The organism is Motilimonas pumila (assembly GCF_003596335.1).
In the GTDB taxonomy this organism is placed as follows: Bacteria; Pseudomonadota; Gammaproteobacteria; order Enterobacterales; family CBDFNC01; genus Motilimonas; species Motilimonas pumila.
Genome location: NZ_QZCH01000009.1, coordinates 26,360 through 51,848 on the forward strand (window position 1 = coordinate 26,360; position 25,489 = coordinate 51,848).

The window sequence follows — 25,489 nt, forward strand, 5'->3', positions numbered from 1 at the left end:
TTCTCGTCCTTAAACATCGTATTTGAGAATGAGTTGGCATATTAACAGTTTTAAGCGTTACCGGCTTGTGCCAGAATATCCGGCCGCTGCAAAATTCGCAGCACGATAACGACCTGAATGATACAGGTAACGAATTAAAACCTGGTTGTCACACTATCAGCCACATTGCGCCAATTTTTATGACGCAAAAATGGTCGCTGATGGCGCGGTTACAATAGGAATATCATGACAATAAATAGTGAAGCCGTTTCACAGAAGAATATCCCAGAGTTGATCGGTTGGGTGCAACAAGAGCATTTCAGTTTGTCTTTGCCCAGCGACCGCCTTGCCTATTTGATTGCGATTGCTGCTGTCGCCGAACAAGAAGTGGCTGCGGAACTTTCTGAAGCTCAGCTGCAGGATGCGTTTCGCTTGGTGAGCGATATCTTTGAGCAGGTAGATGAGACTCAAACAGAGCGGGCCAATAACGCCATCAATGAGTTTTGTCGGCAGCAACTGCTTAATCGTTTTGGCGCCGATACCCTCGAGACGTCAAGCCTTTATCGACTCACGCCGTTAGCGCTCGGGATTGTCAATTTTTACGTCGAACAAAAAGCTTATACCAACGTCAAGTTATCCATATTACTGACGCGGGTTGCGACAGAGATAGACAAGGTGTTTGACGCTGCGCAACACGGTGGCGATGAGAACTATTGGGAAGAGCAGGTGTTTAGCGTGCTTAAATATTCCGTAGAAGACACCTTTGAGCGAATTGATTTAACTCAGCGAGCGATGGACAGTCAGCAGCAGAGTGTGAAAGACGATATTGCCAAACTGTTACATCAAGATTGGAGTCAGGCCATTTCGGCTTGTGAAAAACTATTATCTGAGACGGGATCTCATCTAAAAGAATTGCAAGACACCCTGACTTCAGCCGGCGATCAGTTGCAATCAGGCTTGCTAAATATTCAAGAGACGGTGCATGGTCAAAGCGCGCTTAATCACATTGAAGATCTCACTTTTACCTTGCAGGCCAGGCTGGATGCCATTATTGCATGGGGTCAACAGTCTATCGATTTGTGGACCCGTTATGACAGACACGTTCACAAATTTATCCGTACTTCCATTGATATGGATAAAAACCGTGCCTTTAGCCAACGATTACGCGAATCTGTGCAAAATTTCAGTGAACATAACTGGCGTCTGCTAGTAGCGCAAGACGACAAGTTGCTGGAGCTCAGAGATGAAACCTTAGTGATGGACGAGCAGGAAGTCACTGGCCAATTGCCTCAGGAAATGGAATATCAAGAGCTTGTCGATATTCAAAATGTGGTGGCAGCACGAATTGAGCTGCAATTAAATGAGCTCAAACAACAAGGTAAGCCACTGGCTATTGCCGACTTATTGCGTGACATGCTGGCCGATTACCCCAGCGTGCAACATTTTGATATTGCCAGATTAATGATAGATGAAGCGTGTAAATTGGGTTTATCAAGCGCCGAAATTCAGCATACAGGAATGCAGGCGCCGTGGCAGCCCATTAACCAAACGGGCGCAAAAGTACAAGCCCATGCAATTGATACATATGAAGAATAATTTGTTATTACTGACTCTAGGAGTGATTAGCTGATGCAGCTACATGATGCTCAAGCGCCATCTGACTATCTACCGAGCGATTTAGCAAGAGCGATAGCCAACCCTTTATTTCCCCAAATTGATGCCTTACTTCGCAGTGGCCGTCATATCAGTAGTGACGATTTTCAGTTTCATCAGTTTTTATCCGATGCTTATGATGCTTTGGATTTATTTTATCGCCGCTATCAAGTCGAGCTAATAAAAGCGCCGGAAGGATTTTATTACCTGCGGCCCAAATCGACAGCCTTGATTGGTACCAGCATGCTAAGCGAGTTAGACATGCTGGTCGGTAAAGTACTGTGTTACATGTACTTAAGCCCGGAGAGACTGGCCAATGAAGGCGTCTTTACCCAGCTTGAACTGCTTGAAGAGTTGTCGAATCTGGCCGATGAAACACAGCTGTTGCGCATGGTTAATCAGCGCAGCGGTGGTTCTGATCTTGATAAACAAAAATTAAAAGACAAGGTGAAAGGCAGCTTACGACGGTTGAAAAGGCTCGGCATGCTGACCTTTATCGCTGGCGTTGAAAAGTTTTCACTGAATGAGTCTGTCTTTCGATTTGGCGCCGATGTGCGCACCGATGAAGATCCGCGAGCAGTGCAGTTAAGGTTAATTCAGTCTGGCGAGGCCATCGTGCACGATGCGGATTTACCCCAAGCTGATGCTTTGCAAAATAATCAAGACAGTGACAACGAAGAACAATTAGGGCTAGAGGTATAACATGGCAAACCGCGGTAAGTTTCTTTCTTTAACCATGGTCAACTGGAATGGTTTTTTTGCCAGAACCTTCGAATTAGACCAATTAGTGACGACATTGTCAGGCGGTAACGGGGCTGGTAAATCCACCACTATGGCGGCGTTTATCACGGCCATGATCCCAGATCAAAGCTTGCTCCATTTTCGAAATACTACCGAAGCTGGCAGCTCAAATGCTTCTCGAGATAAAGGCCTTTACGGTAAGCTAAAATCCGGCCCTTGCTATAGCGTATTGCAAGTCAAAAACTCTCATGACCAATTAATTTGGTTAGGCGTTCACTTAGAGCAGATAGCGGGCCGTGATAAAAAAGTGAACATAACGCCTTTTGCAGTGGTTGACTTACCAGCAGAGGTCAAGCCTACCGAGTTGTTACTGGAAACACTTGCCACTGGCCAAGCCAGAGTAAGGCCATTGAATGAATTGCGCCAAGCGGTTGCTGACATTGAAGGCACACGTGTGGCAAAGTTTAACTCCATCAGTGAGTACCATAACTTTTTGTTTGAGATGGGTGTGATTCCTAAGAAAATGCGCGATCAAAAAGATCGTAGTAAATTCTACCGTCTCATTGAAGCTTCCCTCTACGGCGGTATCTCCAGCACGATTACGCGCTCGTTAAGAGATTACTTATTGCCAGAAAACAGCGGTATACGTAAAGCTTTCCAAGACATGGAAGCGGCGATAAAAGAAAACCGATACACCTTAGAGCGCATTAAACAAACCCAAACCGACAGGGATCTGTTCAAAAACCTGTTGACTGAAACCACCCATTACGTGGCGGCTGAATACGTACGCCTTAATGGTCAAAAGCAAGCTTTATCCTCTGACGCGCTCGGGCAAAGAGAAAAACTGCAACATACCAAGCAAGTATTAAAAGAAGAGCAACACCGGATCCTCTTTCTGCAAAATGAATTGACCCATTTAGGGCAAAAAGAAGAGATGCTGGAACAAGAGTTAGAGCACGCCAGCGATATTTTGCAGCGGGTGTTACAAGGCGTCGCGTTAAGCAATAAGATAACGCAATACCAGCAAGATATTGAGTTAACTCAAGCACAACTTGAAGAGCAGCAAGAAAAGTGCGAAGAAGCCAATATGCTGTTACTGGAAAGCGAGGAGAAAAAACAGCTCAGCGAAGCGGAAGTCGACTCCCTTAAAACCCAGTTAAGTGATTACCAGCAGGCGCTGGATATCCAGCAAACCCGTGCAATTCAATATAATCAAGCCGTTACTGCGCTGTCTCAGGCACAAGCACTGTGTCAGACACCGCAGCTGGTTCCAGAGCTGGCTAATCAAGAGTTAAAGCAAGTAAAACGTAAAGAGGCCGAGTTAACGGAACAAGTCTTGGCCGCGAAACAAGCCTTATCGTTGGCGAATGCTGCGCTTGAAAAGTATCAAGGTGCGTTTAATGCGGTGGCACAAATTGTGCCGCAAGTCAGCCGCTCAGCTGCCTTTGAACACGCTCAACAAGCATTACAACAGCGCCAGCAATATCAAACAAGAGTACATAACCGCAACAGCATCCACACCGCACTAAAAGATGCGCAGCGCCAGGCTCAGCAGCAGAGAAAAGGCCAGGACTTAATTGCTGAATTGCAACAGTTAAGCGCGTTAAGTTTGGTTGACTCGGATGCTATTGCGCCGCAGCAAGACGCGTTAAATGAACAGTTGGCAATGGTGGAGGCGCAACAAGCCGAGCTGGTTGATACCTTGGCCACCAATAAACAACGTTTAGTCGCGCTGGAGCAAACTAACAGTTCGCTGACTGAATTTGCCCCTAAATGGCTAGTGGCGAATACCGAGAAAGAAAAGCTTGAGCAAAGCTGTGAGCAAGCGTTAAACAGTGCGTCAGACGTTAGCCAAGTGATGCAACAAACGTTGGCGAAAGAACAAAGTCTCAAACATCGAAAAGATGTGTTAAATGAAGAAAAGTCACAACTCGAAGCTCAAATTCGCAGTTTGCAAAATGCCGGTGGCGAAGCAAATGAAACCTTAAGCAGCATAGCGTTTGAGCTCGGCGGCGTATTGCTTAGCGACGTGTACGACGACATACCGCTAGAAGACGCCCCTTATTACTCTGCGCTATACGGCCCTGCACGTTACGGCGTGGTTGTCAGAGACCTAGACCAAGCGATAGCCAAGTTGGCTGAAATAAGCGAATGCCCGGAAGATTTATATTTGATCCAAGGGGATCCTGATGCCTTTGATGAACAGCTTAACGATGCTCAAGAGTTGGACCAAGCCCTGCTGATCAGAACTGACCAGCGTCAAGTGCGTTATTCACCATTTCCTGCCACGCCATTATTTGGTCGCGCTGCTCGTGAAGCGCGGATCGCGCAGTGTGACAAGGCGCGAGATGAGCTTATTGAAGAGTTTGGCACTGTGTCGTTTGAGCAGCAAAAGCTATTGCGCTTATACAATCAATTTAATGACTTCATTTCTAGCCACCTCGCCGCCGCTTTTGCCGAGGATCCACAAGCAGCCATTGCTGAAAACCAACGACTGGCTAAAACATTAGCTCAACAAAATCAGCAAAGTAAGGGCCAGCAACAAACCTTAGCCAATCAACTTAATGAGTTAAAGCACAGTCTACGACTGCTTGGTCAAATTGAGCCGATTGCTGATACTGTATTTGATCAAGAGGTCTCCTCACGCCTGATAGAGGCAGAGCAACAGCAGCAGGGGTTAATAGAGGCTGAGCAGTACCTTAAACAGCATCAGCAAGCGCTTGCCATTCTTGCTGAACAGGTCGATTACCTCAAGCATGATCCCGCAGACATTGACGCGTTAAGCCTTCGCGTGACGCAGGCGGAAATGGCTTTAACCGAAACTAAACAGCAAAGCTATGCACTCGAGCAGGTGCAGGCAAGATTAGCCCACTTTGCTTACAGCGACGCGCAATCGTTATTAAGTGAAACCAGTAAAATTAACGATGAACTGAAAAATAAACTCGCTCAAGCTGATACCTTACGCCAGCAAGCGATCAGTGCAGAAAAGCAAACTCGTGAGCGTTTCAACCAAGAACAACAAACCAAGGTAGCACTTGATGCTGGGTTAAAAGCCAAGTTGCAAACGTTAACAGAAAACCAAACCGAATTATCTGCCTTGGGCGTGGCCATTAGCGCTGACAGCGAAAGCACGGCGAAGGCAAAAAAAGCGGATCTGCAACAAGACTTGGTCGCAACCAGACAAAAGCGTACCAGCAGCGATGCCCATCTGACGATCACTAAGAAAGAAGTCACGACCTTAGGTGCTAGCCTAAAAGCGGTACGTAAAACATACCAACAAGCCCGAGCGGCATTAGTGAAGCACAAACTGGGTTGGAGTACAGTGAAAACGCTGGCCGCTGATAATGATGTTGCGAGACGTTTGCACCGACCTGAATTGGCGTATTTAGATGCGGAAGAGCTGAAGTCAATGTCTGATAAGGCGCTGGGCTCTTTACGCGCTGCAGTGGCACATGATGAAGACTTAAGGGATGCATTGCGTTTTTCTGAAGACAATCGTCAACCTGAGCGCAAGGTCATGTTTTATGTGACCGTGTATCAATATTTAAAACAACGTATCCGACACGATATTATTCGCAGTGACGATCCTGTTGAAGCGATCGAAGAAATGGAAATTGAACTGGCGCGACTCACTGATGAGTTGAAACAACGAGAAGGTCACTTGTCTATTTCAGCCCATGAGGTCGCGAGCAAGATAAACAACACCATCCGACGCGAACAGAACCGAATTCGGGCGTTAAATCAAGGCTTACAAAGCATCGCCTTTGGTCAAGTTGCGGGCGTAAGATTGAATGTTTCTTTGCGCGAGGCGTATTCCTCTTTGCTTAATGCATTAGCAGAGCAGGGCTCTCAGCACCAAGATTTGTTTGGTAACAGTGAGCTTAGTTTCTCAGAAGCCATGGCGAAATTGTTCCAGCGCTTAAATCCACACATCGACCAAGGTGAGCGCAGTCACCAAGTGCTTGGTGAAGCCTTGTTGGATTATCGTAACTACCTTGAGATGCAGATTGAGGTGTGCCGTGGCACTGAAGGCTGGTTAAGAGCGGAAAGTGGTGCTTTATCAACGGGTGAAGCCATCGGTACTGGCCAAGCTATCTTATTGATGGTATTGCATTCATGGGAAGAAGAGTCGCGTCGGTTCCGTGCCCGTGACATTTTACCGTGTCGTTTACTATTCTTAGATGAAGCTGCACGACTCGATGCTCGTTCAATCAATACCTTGTTTGAATTGTGTGAAAGGCAAAATATGCAGCTTGTGATTGCAGCTCCTGAAAATATCAGTCCAGAAAACGGCACAACGTACAAGTTGATCAGAAAAACGCATGGAAATCATGAACATGTTCACGTTGTTGGTTTACGCGGCTTTGGATATGGTAAACAAGAGGTAGAATTAACCGTCTAATATTTGTCCGTAAGTGAGGGTGAGGTGGCTGGAATTTTCGATAACGAATACATCCAACAAGCCGCTCGCCAGCTTATGTTAGGCGCTGAGATACAATTGAATCACAGCGCCTTACAACCCCTTAAACACCTCTTTTCACAACATAAACTGTTCGCCATTGTCCGCGGTGACCGGGTATCGTTGACTCCTCAAGGCAAGCAATACTTCAGGCAGCAAATGCAACAGGCCACTACCGTAGAGCATGATGATCCTGAGGCCGACCTACTCAGTTTGCATATAGCGCTGCCTGCCATTGTTAACCAACAAGTGATCGCTTCATTGTTACAGCGGGATAGGCTCAGCTCGTTAAGCCAAGCTACACAAGCATTGTTAGCGGATACGCAATTGACTGCCAGCACCGACGACATACTGAGAATAAGAGCGGAAACGGCTTTTAGCTTGTATTTAACTGACGGCAGTTTATTGGACCTAAGCGCCATGTTGAAACTCTCCAATGAAGTGGCACTTAGTCAACGTATGTTAATGGGCATCAGCAAAGTTTTGCCAGCAAACACCGACTTTCAATACGTGATCACTGTGCAGCAACTTGGTGCATTTATCGAAATGCCAATGAAGCCACAATGTATTTATTTGTATTGCCCAGATGAGCAATCGGCACTGGCCCATGACTTTCTCAAATTATTGCCAGCCAGTATCAAGTGGTACCACTTTGCCGATTTGGCCCAAGACAGTATTAACCAAGCTAAGCAATTAGCAGTAGACACAGGAAGGCCCTGTAAACCGCTGATACCAAGACATTTTAAGCAAGCTATTAGGTTTTACGCCAAACCGGTCGCAGACTCGGGTAAATCAGCCTGGCAGCTGAGTACATTGTCGCCTGAGTTGGCTGCACGGTTAGCGCCATTAATCGAAAATGAGTTATGGTTAGAGCAAGAAGTATTGATTTATTGTTTGTAGGTTTCAGCGACAAAGGCTAGAGCAAAGGGGCAGTGTTGCCTGCAACTGAACGCTGCAGGCGAATGGAGTTTACCATTTCTTCTTGGGTTGAAAGAGTACGTCTAATTCGTCGACTTCTTTGTCTTGACGCTCTTTTAAATCAGAATCACTGGCTTGTTTAAGCTGCTTCAGTAAATCCTGTTTCATTTGCATCATTTGTTCTAGCTTAGATTGCAGGTATTCGTCGCGGTCTGGCAGCGAGTTTAACGTTTCAATCGCTTTATCTAACAATTGCTTAGAGGTACCAAATTGGCGATTCAGTTTTGCGCCGTTGGCACGGGTGAGGGCATTCTCAATATTAATTTTTAATTGCATGAGTTCTAAACGGCGGTTTTCAGCCACAAAGATAGGTGTTTGCACTTTACCTTTTGAGTGCTCTGAGCGCACGATAGCACGGATTTTTTTGACCACTTGAAGCATCATAACCGCTTGTTTGTCGTTGTCCGGCATGCGTAGGCTGGCATCTGAAGGTTGAGTATAATTCTGAGCGATTTGAGTTAACTGGCCATTTATGTCCTTGATCCTTTGATTAACTTGTTTCAGTCCAGGATCGACTTGTTGGATCGACGTCAACGCGTCGAGAATACGATTATGCAAGATGATCAGTAATTCTTTACTAAACGGGATTCGAGATGCTTGTAGCAGCATTTCATCGGTTTCAGTAATGATGGCCTTTTGTTTAACTATGGTAGCGCGCTTTTCAGCTTCTACTTTTTGTTTGTATTGTTGGATTATGTTGTAACCAATGATCAGAAAAAGTAAAACACCGGCTAATAAAAGTATCAAAGGAAGAACCATACATCCCTCAGTTCGTGGTTAAATAAGTGTCGTGGTTAAATAAGTGGCAACACCCATCATAAAGTATGAATAAGTCATGGTAAGGTAAGCATAAACTGACTGCCGCCCAACTCACCGCCATTTTTTAAAGATATGTGACCTGTATTGTCATTTATCTGGTGGGCCGAAGCGATCTTCTTCGCCAAGAATAAACCAAGCCCGGTTCGTCCTCGGGTAGAATCAAAATCTGCCAATTCGTTTTCCCCTAATTGTAACATCTGTTCTGGGTAGCCAGGACCATTGTCTTCAACCAGGATTTCCAGCTGCATATTATGAATTTTAGCCGATATTTTGATTTTGTCTTTAGTGTAACGTAATGAATTCACAAGAATATCATTCATTAAATAGGTAATAAGCTCAGTATCCATGTACCAGGTAAGGTCAGGATCAACGTTTAAATGAATGTCTATTTTTTTGTTTTCAGACAAAGTTTGATTGCGTGTTATTTGCTCTTCTAATAGTTCAAACACAAATTGCTCTGAAATATTGATAGGCAACTTTTGTTTTTCATAGCGATAAAGTGCAAGCAATTGCATTAAGCCGCTGTTTAAGCGCGAGGCTTCGTAGTGTAAAGTCGCAATTTGTTTGGATTTTTCTGGGGATGTGTCTTCGATGTCTGCCGCCAAGGTTTCAATTGACTGCAGTAACATGAACAATGAGTTTTTCATGTCGTGTACTGCGGTAACAAGTACCGCAGCGAAGTCTAAATTGTCATCTTGGGCCATAAAACACCATAAAATTGACTAAAATTAACGGCTTTCAGCTTACCTTTTGCTATCTTTGCGGTAAAGTTAAAAAAGTCTCTTTCCCTTTGTAGATTAAAATTAGCAGAATAATATCAGGTCGCATGGTGAATTCATGAAGTTGCAACAGCTGAGATATATTGTCGAAGTGCTTAATCATAGTTTAAACGTATCAGCAACGGCTGAAAGTTTGTATACGTCTCAACCGGGCATCAGCAAGCAAGTGCGGATGTTGGAAGATGAGTTGGGGGTACAAATCTTTGAGCGAAGTGGCAAACACCTCACTCAAGTGACCCCTGCGGGTAAAGATATCATCCGCATTTCAGCGGAGATCCTTGGCAAGGTGGAAAGCATTAAATCGGTGGCGAGCCAACATACTCACCCCGATGAAGGTAACCTAAATATCTCTACCACTCATACGCAGGCTCGCTACGCCTTACCAGACGTCATTAAAGGCTTTATCCAGCGCTACCCTAAGGTGTCCTTGCATATGCACCAGGGGACGCCTTCACAAATCAGTGAAGCAGTTGCCAAAGGCACCGCGGATTTTGCCATCGCCACCGAAGCATTACATTTGTATCACGATTTAGTGATGCTACCTTGTTATCATTGGAATCGCAGCGTAGTGGTGCCGAAAAATCACCCCTTGGCGAGTAAGTCAAAAATTTCGGTGGAGGATGTGGCACAATTTCCACTGGTCACTTACATTTTTGGTTTTACAGGGCGCTCAGAGCTTGATGCCGCTTTCAACGCCGCCGGTTTACAGCCAAAGATTGTGTTTACCGCCACCGATGCTGACGTCATTAAAACCTATGTACGCTTAGGCATTGGTGTTGGCGTAATTGCCACCATGGCAATCGATAAAGACCAAGATGACGATCTTGTGGTGCTTGATGCGAGCCACTTATTTGATTCCAGTACCACCAGTATTGGCTTTCGCAAAGGCACTTTTCTTCGTGGCTATATGTATGATTTTATGGAGCGGTTCGCGCCTCACCTCACCCGAGATGTCGTTGATAAAGCGACCATGCTGAAAAGCAATGTAGAGATCGAAAATATGTTCAAAGACATACAACTGCCTGTGAAATAGCCAATGAACAGGCTGATGACTCGTGTGCCTGTTTCATCAATTCAGCGACGGCGCCAGATTATCTCTCGCGCTGTTGCTGGTATCTTTTTGACATTATTTTCTCACTCTCTGTCTGCCAGGCAAAATTTGTCTGTTGCCACCGACCAATGGCCCCCATTTCGTATTTTAACCCAACAAAACCAATTCACGGGCTTTGATATAGAATTGCTACACGGTTTGTCAAAACACACAGGTATTGATTTTAGTGTGCAGCGGTTTCCTTGGGCGAGGGCGTTAAAACGCATGGAATATGGTCAAGTGAATATGATGTCCGGACTGGCTTTTACTTTTGAGCGTTCACAGTATATTGACTATGTGAAACCGGCCTATTTTTATTGCAATCCTGCTTTCTACATTCCCAAACACAGTGACTACGACATTGAGAGTTACGACGATTTATACCACCACAGTGTTGGCTATGTTATTGATTCAGCATATTTTGAGCCCTTTGACAGTGATCAACAAATTTTTAAAAAAGGCCTTGCGACTGAGCGACAACTCATCAACATGTTGGCGAAGGGCCGCATCGCGGTAATGGTGGGCACAGATTGTCAGGTCGATTACGAAATCTCGGATCTGAAGTTATGGCATAAGATAAAAAAAGCGCAATATGTGCCTAATTCTCACGTTGCACTCTATTTAGGTATTTCAAAATATTATGCTAACGAAGAACTCAAACAAAAATTGAGAGAGGGCTTATTAACCATGTTCCGTAATGGCGAAATTTCAGCGCTAAAGTTGAAGTATTTTGGTATATCGCAACATTGAGCCCAAACATAAAACCTGTTTGTTACAGGCTAACCTGTCGGCATAAGCTATCGATAATGGCTGCTGTTGCTCCCCAAATCAGCTTTCCTTGATAGGGTATCCAGGTGATACGTTGCGGGCCATAATGCATTTTATGCTTACTGTGGTGCCTGTTTTGCATCGCGTGCTGCAGTGGCATAAAGAAAATGTCTGCTACTTCATTGCGGTCTGGGACTAATTGAAAACCCTGACTGAGCGTCGCGACAACGGGAGTGACTTCAAACCCGGTAGCGGTATAGAAAGGCGGTAAATTTCCCAATACTTGGATATATTGCTGCTTTAACTGAATCTCTTCTTCGCTTTCTCGCAAAGCTGTTGCCGTCAGTGAGGCATCACTGGGTTCAAGCTTCCCCCCTGGAAACGCAATTTGTCCGCCGTGGTGGCGTAAATGAAAAGCACGCTGAGTCAGGAGAATTTGCCACTGTTGGCCGTTTTTTACTAAGCCAACTAAAACGGCAGACTGCCTTGCTGCTTGCTGCCATCGTTGATTTTGTGCAGGATCATCAATGGCTTGATTAAGGTGTAAGCGATAACGACTAGTGAGGTGGTTCATCGGCAAGTACCGGCAAAATTTTACTAACTTTATCAAAGGTTTCTTGGTATTCATCGTCCACAAGCGAGTCTGCAACTAACCCCCCGCCAACCCAGCAATGGACTTGACCTTGGTGGCAAACTAGCGTGCGGATAGCAATGTTAGTATCCATATTGCCATTGGCACTGATGTAACCTAAGCTGCCACAGTAAAAGCTGCGTTGATGAGGCTCAAGCTGGTCGATAATTTCCATCGCACGGATTTTCGGGGCGCCAGTGATCGAGCCGCCTGGAAAGCATGCTCGCAATAAATCCTCTGCTTCATAAGCGCTATCAAGCTGCCCGGTGACAGTGCTAACTAGGTGATGCACCGCGGGGAAACTTTCAATGTCAAACAGGCTTGGTACGGCGACGCTACCAGGTTTGCTCACCCTACCAATATCATTGCGTAACAAATCCACAATCATCAAATTCTCGGCTTGGTCTTTTTCTGCTTGTTGCAGTGACAGTTTCAAGGCGTGATCTTCACTCGGAACTTTTGAACGGGGTCGAGTGCCTTTTATGGGCTTTGTTTCAATGTTTCCTTGCTCGAGTTTTAAAAATCGTTCTGGAGAAATTGACAATATACAACCAGAGGGTAAACGCATAAAACACGAAAAGGGCGCTTGGTTTTGATTGAGTAATCGTTGATAGGCTTCAAATTCATCACCAGTATATTGCGCCGAAAAGCGCTGGGCTAAATTAACTTGGTAGCAATCACCGCTGAGTAAGTAATCTTTCACGGATTGAAATTTATTGGCATAACTGGCTTTGTCCATATTAGACAGCCAAGGCGTGGTTAAACTAAATGGCGATCCTGTTGTGCCTTGTTGCACTAGTTGATGCAACCAGGTCTCGATTTGTTGGGCTTTTTGTTGGCATTGCTCGCCAATCGTGACCAAGGTTAATTGATGGCTGCGTAAGTCATGCAATAATGCCCAATCATAGATGCCAACCGCCATATCTGGCATGGCTATATCGTGCTCTGCTTGTTGTGGAAGGGTTTCAAAGCGTCGCCCTAAGTCGTAGCTAAACGCCCCTAGTACGCCGCCGTAAAAAGGCAGCGATTGTTGGTTTACATCGGGCAAAACCGCATGACGCAGTGCTTTTACTAAGGTCAAAGGATCTTCTTTACTGCGGCGCGTTTGCCATTGGCCCTCAACGACCTGACGAACTTCTGAGTTTTGGCCAAAAGTGGTAATCGTCGCAATAGGGTTCGCCGTGAAAATCTCAAATTGACTGTCTTGATGTTGGCTCGGGCAGCCCATTAGTACTGACCACTCTAATGCCGCTAATTGAGATTGGATAATTTGCAGGCTTTGTTGGCTAAAAGGCAAGGTTTTGTTAATAACAATCGACATTTATTCGAACCGTAGCAGAGTTTTTTTAACATGCACCGCTGGATGCAAGCGCCGCGCAAGAGTATCATAAGGCCCACAACAATAAAGATAAATTATCTATTCACGCCTATCTGGGCACAAGGAACAATGAGGCATTGTCGTTATGACCGTGATAAAAAAAGAGCATCTAATTGAAAGTGTAGCGGATGCGTTGCAGTATATTTCTTATTATCATCCCCTTGATTTCATCCAAGCCTTAGACAAGGCCTATCAAAAAGAACAAAGCCAGGCAGCAAAAGACGCGATGGCCCAAATCCTTATCAACTCACGTATGTCGGCCGAAGGCCGTCGTCCTATTTGTCAGGACACGGGTATTGTGACGGCCTTTGTAAAAATTGGTATGCAGGTACAGTGGGACACTGACTTAACCGTGCAACAAATGGTGGATGAAGGCATTCGTCAGGCTTATAACAATGCTGACAACCCCTTACGTGCTTCGATTGTTGCCGATCCTGCTGGTGGCAGGAAAAACACCAAAGATAATACGCCGGGCGTAGTGCACATTGAAATGGTGCCAGGAGACAAAGTTGAAGTCATGGTCGCAGCTAAAGGCGGTGGCTCAGAGAATAAGTCTAAAATGGTCATGCTTAACCCTTCTGATGATGTGGCAGCTTGGGTCGAAAAAACGGTGCCGACTATGGGAGCCGGTTGGTGTCCGCCAGGAATGCTTGGTATTGGCATTGGTGGCACAGCTGAAAAAGCGGCGGTAATGGCAAAAGAGTCGTTGATGGACCCTGTGGACATACACGAATTGCAAGCCCGTGGCGCAGAAACAGCAGATGAAAAACTTCGCTTAGATATCATGGAGCGCGTCAACAAGTTAGGCATAGGTGCGCAAGGGCTAGGTGGCTTGACAACGGTACTGGATATCAAGATCAAAAGTTGCCCGACTCATGCGGCATCGAAACCTGTGGTGATGATCCCGAACTGCGCAGCAACCCGCCATGCTCACTTTACCTTGGATGGTTCTGGCCCCGCCAACCTGAAAGCGCCAAAATTATCTGACTGGCCCGAAGTGACGTTTGAAGTGGGAGACAATGCGCGCCGTGTTAACGTGGATACGTTAACAAAAGAAGAAATGTTGGAATGGAAGACGGGTGAAACCGTGTTACTTTCGGGTAAAATTTTAACCGGCCGTGATGCCGCACATAAGCGCATTAAAGAGTTAATGGACGGTGGCGAAGGTTTGCCGGCAGGTGTGGACTTTAAAGACCGTTTTATCTATTACGTTGGCCCGGTTGATGCTGTTGGCGATGAGGTGGTTGGACCTGCGGGCCCAACAACGTCAACGCGGATGGATAAATTTACTGACTTTATGCTCGAGGAAACGGGCTTAATGGGCATGATAGGTAAAGCAGAACGTGGACCGGCAACCGTTGAGTCGATTAAACAGCATAAAGCCGTTTACCTGATGGCGGTTGGCGGCGCAGCATATCTAGTGGCTAAAGCTATCAAGCAAGCCAAAGTGGTTGCGTTTGAAGATCTGGGTATGGAAGCCATCTATGAATTTGAAGTTGAAGACATGCCTGTGACCGTGGCGGTAGATTCTAATGGGGTGAATGCCCATACCGAAGGGCCGGCTATTTGGAAAGCCAAAATAGAAGACATGTCAGCCCTAAACAAGTAAGCCAAACAGCCACCTTCGGGTGGCTTTTTAATAGGTAGAATTACCTATCCGTCCGAGTTTGTTTGTCATCATATTTATTTAAATAAGGCGTTTAATGTGTTGGGAGTCACAAAAAATTTAGTGAGTGAGTGTGTACTAATTCGTTTGGGAATAAAATCCCAATTATGAACTCGATAATCAATGCTGCTCTGCACAAAGCAATACTTGTATTACTTAAACCGCTCGTGAATATTTTATTACGAAATGGCGTGGTTTTCAGTGCTTTCTCTGAATTGGTCAAAAAATCTTACGTCGATGTAGCGTTCGATGATTTCACTTCTAACAATAAAAAACCAACGATATCGAGTGTGGCGGCACTTACTGGTTTGACACGCAAAGAAGTTAAGCGCTTGCGCGAACTTGAGGAAGCCCATCAAGATCAAACTGGCCAAAAGTTTAATCGCGCTACCCGGGTAATTTCTGGTTGGTTAAATGATCCCGATTATTACATCACCCCGATGAATGCTGCAGAATTAACCTTAGAGGGTGAAAAAGGCTCGTTTGCCCAACTAGTTAAGAAATACAGTGGCGATATACCGGCCAAAGCTATGCTGGACGTGTTGCTGTTAGCGGGTAACGTTGTACAGTCTGAACGAGGTGTGAGTTTAATTAAGCATGCTTATATTCCTCAAGGTGATGAAGAAGTTAAACTGAGAATATTAGGTCAAGACAGCTCAGAATTGATCGCCACTATAAATCACAACTTAACTTGTAAAGAAGGCAGAGCTCGCTTCCAGCGTAAAGTCTCTAATCGTCTGATAAATCCTGCAGATGCAATTAAATTTGAGCAATACAGCAACAAACGCTCACAGCTGTTACTCGAAGACTTCAATCAATGGCTTGTAGAACACGAGGTACCTTTGGGTGAAGATGAATCACAATGCCAGCAGGTGACGGTAGGCATCTATTTCTATAAAGACTGTAAGGACACCCATGTATAAAATGAAACTGTTGAGTTTAGCCAGTTTACCCTTGTTGACGCTTGGTCTTTTTGGCTGTGAAGAGGGCAGTGCTAGCCGAGGAGGGGGAATAGGCGGAACAGGAGTATCGGTTGCAAGCCCGGATGTGTCGGTGGTAGGCCCTGTAACAGCATTTGGCAGCGTTTATGTGAATGGCGTAAGGTTTGATACTAACAACAGCAACTTTTTTATTAATGGGTTAGCAAGTTCAGAAGATGCACTCAACCTTGGCATGGTGGTAAGAATTGAAGGTGAAGTGAAATCAGATGGCACAGGTACGGCCACTGAAATACACTTTGATGGAGAACTTGAAGGGCCTGTAACAGAGGCTGCACAAGTCGATCCAAACGAAGCAAATTTGATCCGTTTGTCAGTGCTTGGGGTAAAGGTAAACATAAGCTCTGCCACGCATTTCAATGCTTTGTCGTATGACACCTTGCAACAAGATCTCAGCATAATAACGGCGGGAAGCTTGGTTGAAGTGAGCGGTCAATATGATGCCGACGGTGTATTGCAGGCTAGCTACATTAAGTTTGACGATGACGTTTTTAGCGCCAATGAAACCGAAGTCGAAATTCGAGGTAAATTAATAGCCAGCAATGATGGCAATGACACCTGGTTATTAGCTGCCGGTGGTAAAGAGTTTGTTTTAGATACAACTGGCGTTGATTCAAGTGACTATCAAACAGGCCAAATGGTGCTAATTGAGGGAGCTCTGACAGCCCTAAACAGCAATATTATTTTAGTTTCTGAAATTGAGCTAGTGGATCTTGGGGAAGACAGTGATATCGAGATACAAGGCCTGATAACGGAATTAACTAGCCAAACAGATTTTATTGTCGATGGTATTCACGTCAATGCAAGTGAGGCGGAAAGGGACTATCAAGAAGATCTTCAGCTCAATAGCCAAGTCGAAGTAGAAGGTACAATATCAAGTGGTGTCCTTATCGCGAGTGACGTCGAGTATATTGATGGTCCAAATTTTGATGAATACGAAATCATGGCTTTTGTTTCATCTGTAGATGCTGAGCAACAAAGCATCGCGTTAGATATTAATGGAGATACATTTAGCTTCAATACTAACAATCGAACTGAATGGGAAGATGAGCGCGATGATGTGCGAAGGGTCAATCTTGCATCCCTTAATAATGGCGATGCTTTAGAGGTAACGCTGCAACAACCACAAGAGGGTGTATGGCTGGCCTCTGAGGTAACTAGAACTGAAGATGAAGACGGGATTAATATTACCGCCCCTGTTGATCAGGACACGTATCAAGCAGATAGCCAAACGATTAATGTATTGGGGCTCAAATACACCTTAGATGCAGATGTAGAGCTCGACATTGATGAATATGAATCGCTCGCAGCCGCGTTTAAAAATCCGGAATTTGAGTCTATTCATTTGGTAGATATTGACAATGATGGCGATATTGACGAACTGTCGCTGGACGATTAATCACCTCATACGCCCTGAACATTGAGTCCAGGGCAAGACCCAAAATTGTTAATAAATTGCTAAATTTTTAGAACGAATTTTGCAATTTACAAGGCTTTCGCCATCAAAATGTAATAAATAGCAGTAAAAAGCGGTTTTCGCTATCTGAATTTAATCCCTGATGGTATAAACTAGCTTGGAATTTAGTTAATAAAATATGGTAGGGATTACAATGTTTGAACAGGTCACTCAAGCGGCTGCTGATCCGATTCTTGGCTTAACAGAAGCCTTTAAAAAAGATGAACGCAGCAACAAAATCAACTTAGGCGTAGGTATTTATAAAAATGAAGCAGGTCAAACCCCTGTTTTGGCTACGGTTAAAAAAGCTGAAGCCCGTCTATTAGATGAAGAAACCAGCAAAAGCTATCTGACTATTCAAGGTAGTGCAGAATATGGCGCTGCGGTTCAAAAGCTATTATTTGGCCAAGACAGCGACGTGGTCACGCAGCAACGTGCTTGTACTGCGCAAGCGCCGGGTGGCACAGGTGCTCTTCGCACTGCTGCGGATTTTGCCGTCAAACACCTACCGTCTAACAAAATCTGGGTCAGTAATCCGACGTGGGCAAACCATGGTAACGTGTTTAAAACAGCCGGTTTGGAAGTCGTAACTTACGATTATTACAATGCCGAAACCAAGGACATGGACTTTGACGCCATGTTAACGTCATTAGCGCACGCCCAAGCTGGCGATTTAGTGCTTTTTCACGGCTGCTGTCACAACCCAACCGGTATTGACCCTACGCTAGAGCAATGGGAAGTACTGGCTAAGCTATGTGCTGAAAAAGGCTTATTGCCTTTATTCGATTTTGCTTACCAAGGTTTTGCTAAGGGCGTAGAAGAAGACGCGCAAGGCTTACGAATTTTTGCTCAGCACAATACCGAGCTATTAGTTGCGAATTCTTTTTCAAAGAACTTTGGTTTATACAATGAACGTGTTGGTGCCGTGACTTTAGTTGCGAAAGACACGGCAACGGCTGAACAGGCATTTAGCCAAATTAAGTCAGGCATTCGTTCTAATTACTCAAACCCACCAGCACATGGCGCGGCGATTGTTACCATTATTCTCAACGATGCAGCGCTTTACGCAGAGTGGGATAAGGAAGTTGCGGACATGCGTGATCGTATCCAAGAGATGCGTGAGTTGTTTGTGGCAACGTTGAAAGACAAAGGTGTGGCAGGTGACTACAGCTTTATCATTCGTCAAAACGGCATGTTCTCATTCTCGGGCTTAAGCCCTGAGCAAGTCGCGCAACTAAAAGATGAGCACGGTGTTTACATTGTAGGCTCAGGCCGTATTTCTGTGGCAGGCATGACTAAGTCCAACATGGACGCATTATGTACCGCTATTGCAGCTGTCGTGTAAACGATTAACTGCCAATCACGAAACATTGTGATATTTGTATAAACGCCGCTTTCGCGGCGTTTTTTTATTCAACTCTTGATTAGTTAAACTTTTACTCTTTTTTACTCGCGCCTTCAGCGATCAAGCTTGGGGGAGAAATAACGCCAATTAGTCGCGATCGCACAGTCAAAATATGGTCGTAATCACGTTAATTTCGTTAATAAATGCGACAAATTCGTTAATAACGCTGGGTTTAATCCAGGGTCATCCTACTCCTGAGTTGTTAAAGTCTATATATTACAGTAACTTGAGTTGAAATGTATGCGCTCAGGTGACAGTCATCACACTAACTGACACTGACGCGCGGACAGGGCTTTTCCTGCTTTGCTTCATGGGTACAATATGGTAAAAAACACGCCGCTAGTCATAAAATTTCACATGGACGTTGCTTGAGCTATCGGGCCTGTACAACAAATGTACACTGATAACACGCTAGCCTTTTTGTCAGTGGATTGACGGTGTTTTATTTTTTTTTATTTTTTTGCGAGTAATAGTTTAGGTCGCTTTTCTTAGTTAGTGACTCAACAATTGTAAGGATGGTTTACACATGAAATACGGTTATTTCGATAACGAAAATCGGGAATACGTCATCACTCAACCTGACGTTCCTGCTCCGTGGACAAACTACTTAGGTACAGAAAAGTTCTGTACTGTTATTTCACACAATGCCGGCGGTTATTCATTCTATAACTCTCCAGAATACAATCGTGTGACAAAATTCCGTCCGAATGCGACGCTAGACCGCCCTGGTCATTACGTTTATCTACGTGATGATGAAACAGGTGACTACTGGTCGATTTCTTGGCAGCCAGTTGCTAAGAGCCTTGAAGAAGCAAAATACGAAGTTCGTCACGGCCTGTCTTACTCTAAATTCAAGTGTGAGTACAACGGTATTACTGCTACGAAAACCTTGTTTGTACCAAAAGGTGAAGATGCGGAAGTATGGGACGTTGTGATCAAAAACACAGGTGACAAGCCTCGTACAATTTCTGCATTCTCTTTTGTTGAGTTCTCTTTCTCTCACATTCAATCAGATAACCAAAACCATCAGATGTCTTTGTACTCTGCGGGTACGTCATACAATGACGGCGTAATTGAATATGACTTGTACTACAACACCAACGATTTTGAAGGTTACTACTACCTAGCGTCTACTTTTGACCCAGATTCATACGACGGCCAACGTGACACTTTCCTAGGTGCTTACCGCGACGAGTCTAACCCTATTGCGGTTGAGCAAGGTAAATGTTCTAACAGTGCGCAAACGTGTTACAACCACTGTGGTTCTTTGCACAAACAGTTCACTATCGCACCTGGCGAAGAAGTACGTTTTGCTATCGTACTGGGTATCGGCAAAGGTAACGGCGAGCGTCTACGTGCTAAATACCAAGACTTAGCCAACGTTGATGCTGCATTTGCAGGTATCAAAGAACACTGGAACGAGCGTTGTGACAAGTTCCAAGTTAAATCGCCAAACGCTGGTTTAGATACGATGATCAACGCTTGGACCCTTTACCAAGCTGAAACCTGTGTTGTATGGTCTCGCTTTGCTTCATTCATCGAAGTAGGTGGTCGTACTGGCCTTGGTTACCGTGATACTGCGCAAGACGCAATCTCTGTACCTCACGCGAACCCAGCAATGACTCGTAAACGTCTAGTTGACCTTCTACGCGGTCAAGTGAAAGAAGGTTACGGTCTACACTTGTTCGATCCAGATTGGTTTGACCCAGAAAAAGCAGATGTTGAGCCTTCTAAATCACCAACGGTAGTGCCAACACCGTCTGATGACGACAAAATTCACGGTATCGATGACACTTGTTCTGATGACCACCTATGGATTGTGCCAACAATCGTTAAATACGTGCAAGAAACGGGCGAAGAAAGCTTCTTTGAGGAAGTGATCCCTTACGCCAACGGTGGCGACGCAACCGTATACGAGCACATGAAAGCAGCGCTTGATTTCTCTGCCGAGTACGTTGGCCAAACGGGTATCTGTAAAGGCCTTCGTGCAGACTGGAACGACTGTCTAAACTTAGGCGGTGGTGAGTCTTCAATGGTGTCTTTCCTACACTTCTGGGCACTGCAAGAGTTCATTGACCTTGCTAAATACCTTGGTAAAGACGAAGACGTTGCTAAGTACACAGCCATGGCTGAAGGCGTTAAAAAAGCGTGTGAAGAGCACCTTTGGGACGACGAAGGCGGTTGGTACATTCGCGGTCTAACGAAAGACGGCGACAAAATCGGTACAGCGCAACAAACTGAAGGTAAAATTCACCTTGAGTCAAATACCTTAGCGGTATTATCAGGCGCGGTATCTCAAGAGCGCGGTGAGCGTGCAATGGACAGTGTAGATGAGCACTTGTTCTCTGAATACGGTTTGCACCTAAATGCACCATCATTTGCTACACCAAACGATGACATTGGTTTTGTGACACGCGTATATCAAGGCGTGAAAGAAAACGGCGCTATATTCTCACATCCAAACCCTTGGGCTTGGGTAGCAGAAGCGAAACTTGGTCGCGGTGATCAAGCGATGAAGTTCTACGACGCGCTTAACCCATACAACCAAAATGACATTATCGAAAAACGTATTGCTGAACCATACTCATACGTGCAGTTCATCATGGGTCGTGACCACCAAGATCACGGTCGTGCAAACCACCCATGGTTAACAGGTACGTCCGGTTGGGCTTACTTCGCGGTTACTAACTTTATTCTAGGTGTGCGAGTAGGTTTTGATGGTCTAACTATCGATCCATGTATCCCAACTAACTGGCCTGGCTTTGAAGTAACTCGCCAATGGCGTGGTGCGACATACAACATCAAAATTGAAAACCCAAGCAGTGTAAGCAAAGGCGTTAAGTCTATCACTGTGAACGGTAGCGCAATTGAAGGTGCTGTGGTTCCTGCTCAAGCTGATGGCAGCGTAAATGAGGTAATCGTGGTACTGGGTTAAGCCCCGACCACTTTAGACTGAATGTTAAAGGGGCGGGCAGCGATGCTACGTCCCTTTTTTGTTTTTGATAATGAAATGATGAGTGTAGATAAATGATTAAGTTCGGAACAGGTGGCTGGCGCGCCTTTATTGGTGAAGAGTTCACTAAAGACAACGTCAGATTAGTAGGCCAAGCTTTAGCTAATATCATTGCCGCAGAAAACGCCGGTGAAAACGGTTTTGTAATTGGTTTCGATCGCCGCTTTTTATCTGACAAAGCATCTGCGTGGTTGGCGGAAGTCTTGGCGGGTAATGGCGTAAATGTCAGCTTTATTGATAAGTATGTACCGACACCTATCGTGATGTACAAATGTCGTGAAATGGGTTGCCAATACTCAGCATGTGTGACTGCGTCTCATAACCCAGCTGATTACAACGGCATTAAGGTATTTATTGAAGGTGGCCGTGATGCAGATGAAATCATCACTGAAAAAATTGAGTCACAAATTGCCAATTTAACATTAGCCGACGTTAAATCCATCGACTTTGAAGAGGCGGTTGCGCAAGGCAGTGTCAAAATTATCAACCCAATGAATGAGTTTGTAGACTCAATTTTGAACTACTTGGACGTTGAAGCGATTAAGCAAGCAAACTTAAGAGTTTTGATTGATCCTATGTTCGGTGTTGCAAAAAATGCGTTGCAAACAGTATTGATCACTGCGCGTTGTGAAGTAGACGTGATCAACGACGGTGAAAACCCAGGCTTTGGTGGTTTAATGCCAAGCCCAAGTGCTGCTACCTTGTACCGCTTGAAGCATGAAGTAGCCCACGAAGGTTACGATATCGGTATTGGTACCGACGGTGATGCTGACCGTTTAGGCATTATCGATGAAAAAGGTAACTTCATTCATCCTAACGAAGTTTTAATGTTGCTTTACTACTACCTGCTTAAGTACAAAGGGTTAAAAGGCTCAGTAGTACGCAATATTGCTACCACGCATATTCTGGACAAAATCGCCGCAGATCACGGTGAAAAAAGCTTTGAAGTACCTGTTGGCTTTAAGCATATTAGCTCACAAATGGAAGCTGATGACTCACTGATTGGTGGTGAAAGCTCTGGTGGCCTAACCATTCGCGGTCACATCAAAGGTAAAGACGGCGTATTTGCCTCTAGCCTATTGGTAGAAATGATTTGTGTTACAGGTAAAAAGCTTGGCGAGCTGCTCGAAGAAATCTATGCCAAGTACGGTTACGCTTACACTGCAGAAGGCGATTGCACTTTCAAACCTTCGCAAAAAGAAGTGCTTTACAAGCGTATTTATGAAGATAAAGAATTACCTGATTTCGATTATGAAATTGATAAGGTAAGCTACGAAGACGGCGCCAAAGTTTACTTTAAAAATGGCGGCTGGGTCATAGCGCGTTTCTCTGGTACAGAGCCGCTTTTACGTATTTTCGCAGAGATGGAAGATCAAGCAACGGCTGAATCAGTGGTTGCACAAGTTAAACAATTCTTGAATGTTTAACTGAGCGAAAACTGCTATAATTTAAGCCCTGCTAACGCGGGGCTTTTTTTTGATATTTTTACATTCTTATTTGAAAAGCTTAAGTTTTTTCAGTCTTGATAAAAAACTTGTTATAATGCAACCGTCTTATTAAATGAGTAACAATCAAACATAATGGTAGACGCGATTAATCGAAGCCTGTCTTTCTTAAAACAGCAACCCCAGCTTAACGTCCGCAGTGAAGATATCAATTTTCTCTACGACGCTGCTGACTTTCGGTGCCACATTATTCAGCATATACAACAGGCTGAGCAACGAATTTATTTAACCGCTTTATACCTTGAAAACGATGAAGCAGGGCAAGAAATTTTAGCCGAGTTACATCAAGCACAACGCCTGCGCCCTGAGCTAAAAATCGTGATCTTAGTGGACTTTCATCGTGCCCAGCGGGGCTTAATTGGCCATGATGCCGGGGATACCAACGCCGACTTTTACCGCCAATACTGTGAAGATAATCAGTGCCATTTTGATATCCTTGGCATTCCAGTGAAAAGCCGCGAATTATTTGGCGTGCTGCATCTAAAAGGTTTTGTGTTTGATGATACAGTGCTCTATAGCGGGGCCAGCCTCAACAATATTTATCTGAATAAGAAAGAACGATATCGATACGACCGGTACTGTCTAATTAAACACTCTGGCTTGGCGCAGTCTATGGTTGAATACATAGACCAATTGAGGTTGGGTGACTTTGGTGTGGTGCCATTAAATCAGCAGCAAGTGCCTAAGATTGCAGAGATAAAACCCGAACATAAACGTTTGAAGCGTTTTCTTAAGCGTCAGCAATACCAATTTAGCCCGCAAGTGCGTCAACACAAAGATATCGGCATCACGCCATTACTCGGCTTTGGTGGCAGAGGCAATTTACTCAACAAAACAATCAGGCAATTACTGCAAAGCTGTCAGCACTCAGCGGTATTATTCACTCCGTATTTTAACTTTCCCGCAGCCATCTCACGTGACATTTCAGCAATGTTAAAACGTGGCGTAAAAATCACCTTAGTCGTAGGTGATAAAACGGCCAATGACTTTTATATTAGTCCGGAGCAAGATTTCAGAACCATAGGCGGCTTACCGTACTTGTATGAAACCAATCTACGAAAGTTTGCCCGTCGTCATCACAAATCTTTGCTTGAAGGCATGCTCGATATCCATATCTGGAAGCATGACAATAATAGTTTCCATCTCAAAGGCATTTACAGCGATGACAAATACATGCTGCTAACGGGCAACAACCTAAACCCGAGAGCTTGGCGACTGGACCTAGAGAATGGTTTATTGTTGCACGATGAAACGCACCAGTTGGCTGAAATGCAGCAGCGTGAACTGGCTTTAATATTAGAAAACTGTCAAAAAATATCGAGTTATCAGGATATTGAAGATATTAAGGATTACCCTGAGCGGGTTCAAAAGCTACTGAGTCGCATGCGTGTGATCCGTGCTGACAATATGGTAAAGCGCATCATTTAGTAAGCGCCCGTGCACAAGCTACACATCTCAAGGCCGACGTACGTCGGCTTTTTCGTTTCTCACAGCTGATCAAAATGGTGCATTGCCTCGTAATATCAATCAAACGAGGAGAGTGTAATGGAATTAGCTTTGTTTCCCCTTTCGGTGTTTTTACTGCCAGGTGGAAGAACCCGATTAAGAATATTTGAGCCAAGATACTTGCGATTAGTATCCGAAGCTATGTCTAGTCAGCAAGGCTTCGGCTTGTGCTTACCTACAGATGAAGACGGCATTTATGAGCTTGGCACCCAGGTTGAGATATACGATTTTGATCAGGGTGATGATGGCTACTTAACCATAGACATTGTGGGTAAAGACAGGTTCATCATCGAAAATGTTTCACAAGATGCAGACGGATTAATGCACGGTGAGGTTGCGCTTGTAGACAGTTGGGACATACGCGAAGTCCCGGACCAGTATCATTTTATTGCCGATTCACTTGAGAAGGCACTGGATGCTCACCCCTTATACGACAACAGTAAATCTGACAGACAACTGCAAGATTTGTCATGGGTTTGCCAGCGTTGGCTCGAGATCCTTCCTATTGCTAAAGACAAAAAATATTATCTCGCGCAGCAAAACGATCTCAATGCTGTGGTCGACTTTGTTTGCCAAGTAATCAAGCAATAAAAATCGGCAAAATATTGAAAGTTTTGATCCAAACCTCTTTCAATGGCGTAAGTTATCTATAAAGTTCGTCTTAT

18 protein-coding genes are annotated in these 25,489 nt (G+C 44.8%); 14 read left to right on the forward strand and 4 right to left on the reverse strand.

Translation table 11 applies throughout. The features are described 5' to 3' along the window. Positions 1-225 precede the first annotated feature (225 nt). Genes mukF through D1Z90_RS08565 form a run of 4 tightly spaced genes read left to right on the forward strand, consistent with a single transcriptional unit; the run spans position 226 to position 7,732 of the window. A complete protein-coding gene (mukF, locus tag D1Z90_RS08550) occupies positions 226-1,575 on the forward strand; it encodes a chromosome partition protein MukF (protein WP_119910338.1) in 1,350 nt (449 codons plus the stop codon). Positions 1,576-1,608: 33 nt separating this feature from the next. Then, positions 1,609-2,334 carry a chromosome partition protein MukE gene (gene mukE, locus D1Z90_RS08555; protein WP_119910339.1) on the forward strand — a complete coding sequence of 242 codons (726 nt, stop codon included), beginning with the start codon at positions 1,609-1,611 and terminating at the stop codon, positions 2,332-2,334. A 1-nt stretch (position 2,335) separates the two neighbouring features. Continuing rightward, complete coding sequence (gene mukB, locus D1Z90_RS08560; protein ID WP_119910340.1) at positions 2,336-6,775, forward strand: chromosome partition protein MukB; 4,440 nt, start codon at positions 2,336-2,338, stop codon at positions 6,773-6,775. Positions 6,776-6,799: 24 nt separating this feature from the next. Next, positions 6,800-7,732 carry a hypothetical protein gene (locus tag D1Z90_RS08565; RefSeq protein WP_119910341.1) on the forward strand — a complete coding sequence of 311 codons (933 nt, stop codon included), beginning with the start codon at positions 6,800-6,802 and terminating at the stop codon, positions 7,730-7,732. Positions 7,733-7,801: 69 nt separating this feature from the next. Here the strand turns inward: D1Z90_RS08565 and D1Z90_RS08570 are convergent, their stop codons facing one another. Then, the gene (locus tag D1Z90_RS08570) at positions 7,802-8,557 is read right to left on the reverse strand and encodes a DNA repair protein (RefSeq protein ID WP_232525225.1); all 756 of its coding nucleotides are present in this window, start codon (positions 8,555-8,557) and stop codon (positions 7,802-7,804) included. Positions 8,558-8,643: 86 nt separating this feature from the next. After that, positions 8,644-9,333 (reverse strand): sensor histidine kinase, encoded by a 690-nt coding sequence (locus D1Z90_RS08575; RefSeq protein WP_119910343.1) that lies wholly within the window; start codon positions 9,331-9,333, stop codon positions 8,644-8,646. Between the two features lie 133 nt (positions 9,334-9,466). On the opposite strand from D1Z90_RS08575, the gene cysB reads away from it, so the two are divergent. Then, positions 9,467-10,441, forward strand: a complete 975-nt coding sequence (gene cysB, locus D1Z90_RS08580) for an HTH-type transcriptional regulator CysB (protein ID WP_119910344.1) — start codon at positions 9,467-9,469, stop codon at positions 10,439-10,441. Between the two features lie 15 nt (positions 10,442-10,456). Beyond that, on the forward strand, positions 10,457-11,248 hold the full coding sequence (locus tag D1Z90_RS08585; RefSeq protein ID WP_158587088.1) for a substrate-binding periplasmic protein: 792 nt from the start codon (positions 10,457-10,459) through the stop codon (positions 11,246-11,248). A gap of 22 nt (positions 11,249-11,270) precedes the next feature. On the opposite strand, the gene D1Z90_RS08590 is transcribed toward D1Z90_RS08585, so the two are convergent. Both D1Z90_RS08590 and pabB read right to left on the reverse strand, forming a co-directional pair. Then, a complete protein-coding gene (locus D1Z90_RS08590; protein WP_158587089.1) occupies positions 11,271-11,840 on the reverse strand; it encodes a CoA pyrophosphatase in 570 nt (189 codons plus the stop codon). After that, positions 11,824-13,218: an aminodeoxychorismate synthase component I gene (gene pabB / locus D1Z90_RS08595; protein ID WP_119910347.1), complete on the reverse strand. Its 1,395-nt coding sequence runs from the start codon at positions 13,216-13,218 to the stop codon at positions 11,824-11,826. Before pabB ends, D1Z90_RS08590 begins: the two co-directional genes overlap by 17 nt. Positions 13,219-13,360: 142 nt before the next feature. Here pabB and D1Z90_RS08600 point away from each other — a divergent pair, with 142 nt between their 5' ends. From D1Z90_RS08600 to D1Z90_RS08635, 8 genes are all read left to right on the forward strand, one after another. After that, positions 13,361-14,884, forward strand: coding sequence for a fumarate hydratase (locus tag D1Z90_RS08600; protein ID WP_119910348.1), 1,524 nt, complete (start codon positions 13,361-13,363; stop codon positions 14,882-14,884). Between the two features lie 164 nt (positions 14,885-15,048). Continuing rightward, positions 15,049-15,864 (forward strand): DUF6502 family protein, encoded by an 816-nt coding sequence (locus tag D1Z90_RS08605; protein WP_119910349.1) that lies wholly within the window; start codon positions 15,049-15,051, stop codon positions 15,862-15,864. Continuing rightward, a complete protein-coding gene (locus D1Z90_RS08610; protein WP_119910350.1) occupies positions 15,857-17,338 on the forward strand; it encodes a DUF5666 domain-containing protein in 1,482 nt (493 codons plus the stop codon). Before D1Z90_RS08605 ends, D1Z90_RS08610 begins: the two co-directional genes overlap by 8 nt. A gap of 211 nt (positions 17,339-17,549) precedes the next feature. Beyond that, entirely contained in the window at positions 17,550-18,740 is a 1,191-nt protein-coding gene (locus D1Z90_RS08615; RefSeq protein WP_119910351.1) for an amino acid aminotransferase, read from the forward strand. A 586-nt stretch (positions 18,741-19,326) separates the two neighbouring features. Then, positions 19,327-21,735 carry a glycoside hydrolase family 94 protein gene (locus tag D1Z90_RS08620; RefSeq protein ID WP_119910352.1) on the forward strand — a complete coding sequence of 803 codons (2,409 nt, stop codon included), beginning with the start codon at positions 19,327-19,329 and terminating at the stop codon, positions 21,733-21,735. A 92-nt stretch (positions 21,736-21,827) separates the two neighbouring features. Further along, positions 21,828-23,240: a phosphoglucomutase/phosphomannomutase family protein gene (locus tag D1Z90_RS08625; protein WP_119910353.1), complete on the forward strand. Its 1,413-nt coding sequence runs from the start codon at positions 21,828-21,830 to the stop codon at positions 23,238-23,240. Positions 23,241-23,393: 153 nt separating this feature from the next. After that, positions 23,394-24,746 carry a CDP-diacylglycerol--serine O-phosphatidyltransferase gene (pssA, locus tag D1Z90_RS08630; RefSeq protein ID WP_119910354.1) on the forward strand — a complete coding sequence of 451 codons (1,353 nt, stop codon included), beginning with the start codon at positions 23,394-23,396 and terminating at the stop codon, positions 24,744-24,746. Between the two features lie 117 nt (positions 24,747-24,863). Then, positions 24,864-25,415, forward strand: coding sequence for an LON peptidase substrate-binding domain-containing protein (locus D1Z90_RS08635; protein ID WP_119910355.1), 552 nt, complete (start codon positions 24,864-24,866; stop codon positions 25,413-25,415). Positions 25,416-25,489: the final 74 nt, after the last annotated feature.

What these genes read in the sequence shown, in the direction of transcription:
- D1Z90_RS08615 (WP_119910351.1), top strand. Translation starts at nt 17,550, where the DNA reads ATGTTTGAACAGGTCACTCAAGCGGCTGCTGATCCGATTCTTGGCTTA.
- D1Z90_RS08620 (WP_119910352.1), top strand. Translation starts at nt 19,327, where the DNA reads ATGAAATACGGTTATTTCGATAACGAAAATCGGGAATACGTCATCACT.
- D1Z90_RS08585 (WP_158587088.1), top strand. Translation starts at nt 10,457, where the DNA reads ATGACTCGTGTGCCTGTTTCATCAATTCAGCGACGGCGCCAGATTATC.
- D1Z90_RS08590 (WP_158587089.1), bottom strand. Translation starts at nt 11,840, where the DNA reads ATGAACCACCTCACTAGTCGTTATCGCTTACACCTTAATCAAGCCATT.
- D1Z90_RS08610 (WP_119910350.1), top strand. Translation starts at nt 15,857, where the DNA reads ATGTATAAAATGAAACTGTTGAGTTTAGCCAGTTTACCCTTGTTGACG.
- D1Z90_RS08575 (WP_119910343.1), bottom strand. Translation starts at nt 9,333, where the DNA reads ATGGCCCAAGATGACAATTTAGACTTCGCTGCGGTACTTGTTACCGCA.
- pssA (WP_119910354.1), top strand. Translation starts at nt 23,394, where the DNA reads ATGGTAGACGCGATTAATCGAAGCCTGTCTTTCTTAAAACAGCAACCC.
- mukE (WP_119910339.1), top strand. Translation starts at nt 1,609, where the DNA reads ATGCAGCTACATGATGCTCAAGCGCCATCTGACTATCTACCGAGCGAT.
- mukF (WP_119910338.1), top strand. Translation starts at nt 226, where the DNA reads ATGACAATAAATAGTGAAGCCGTTTCACAGAAGAATATCCCAGAGTTG.
- D1Z90_RS08625 (WP_119910353.1), top strand. Translation starts at nt 21,828, where the DNA reads ATGATTAAGTTCGGAACAGGTGGCTGGCGCGCCTTTATTGGTGAAGAG.
- D1Z90_RS08605 (WP_119910349.1), top strand. Translation starts at nt 15,049, where the DNA reads ATGAACTCGATAATCAATGCTGCTCTGCACAAAGCAATACTTGTATTA.
- mukB (WP_119910340.1), top strand. Translation starts at nt 2,336, where the DNA reads ATGGCAAACCGCGGTAAGTTTCTTTCTTTAACCATGGTCAACTGGAAT.
- pabB (WP_119910347.1), bottom strand. Translation starts at nt 13,218, where the DNA reads ATGTCGATTGTTATTAACAAAACCTTGCCTTTTAGCCAACAAAGCCTG.
- D1Z90_RS08600 (WP_119910348.1), top strand. Translation starts at nt 13,361, where the DNA reads ATGACCGTGATAAAAAAAGAGCATCTAATTGAAAGTGTAGCGGATGCG.
- cysB (WP_119910344.1), top strand. Translation starts at nt 9,467, where the DNA reads ATGAAGTTGCAACAGCTGAGATATATTGTCGAAGTGCTTAATCATAGT.
- D1Z90_RS08635 (WP_119910355.1), top strand. Translation starts at nt 24,864, where the DNA reads ATGGAATTAGCTTTGTTTCCCCTTTCGGTGTTTTTACTGCCAGGTGGA.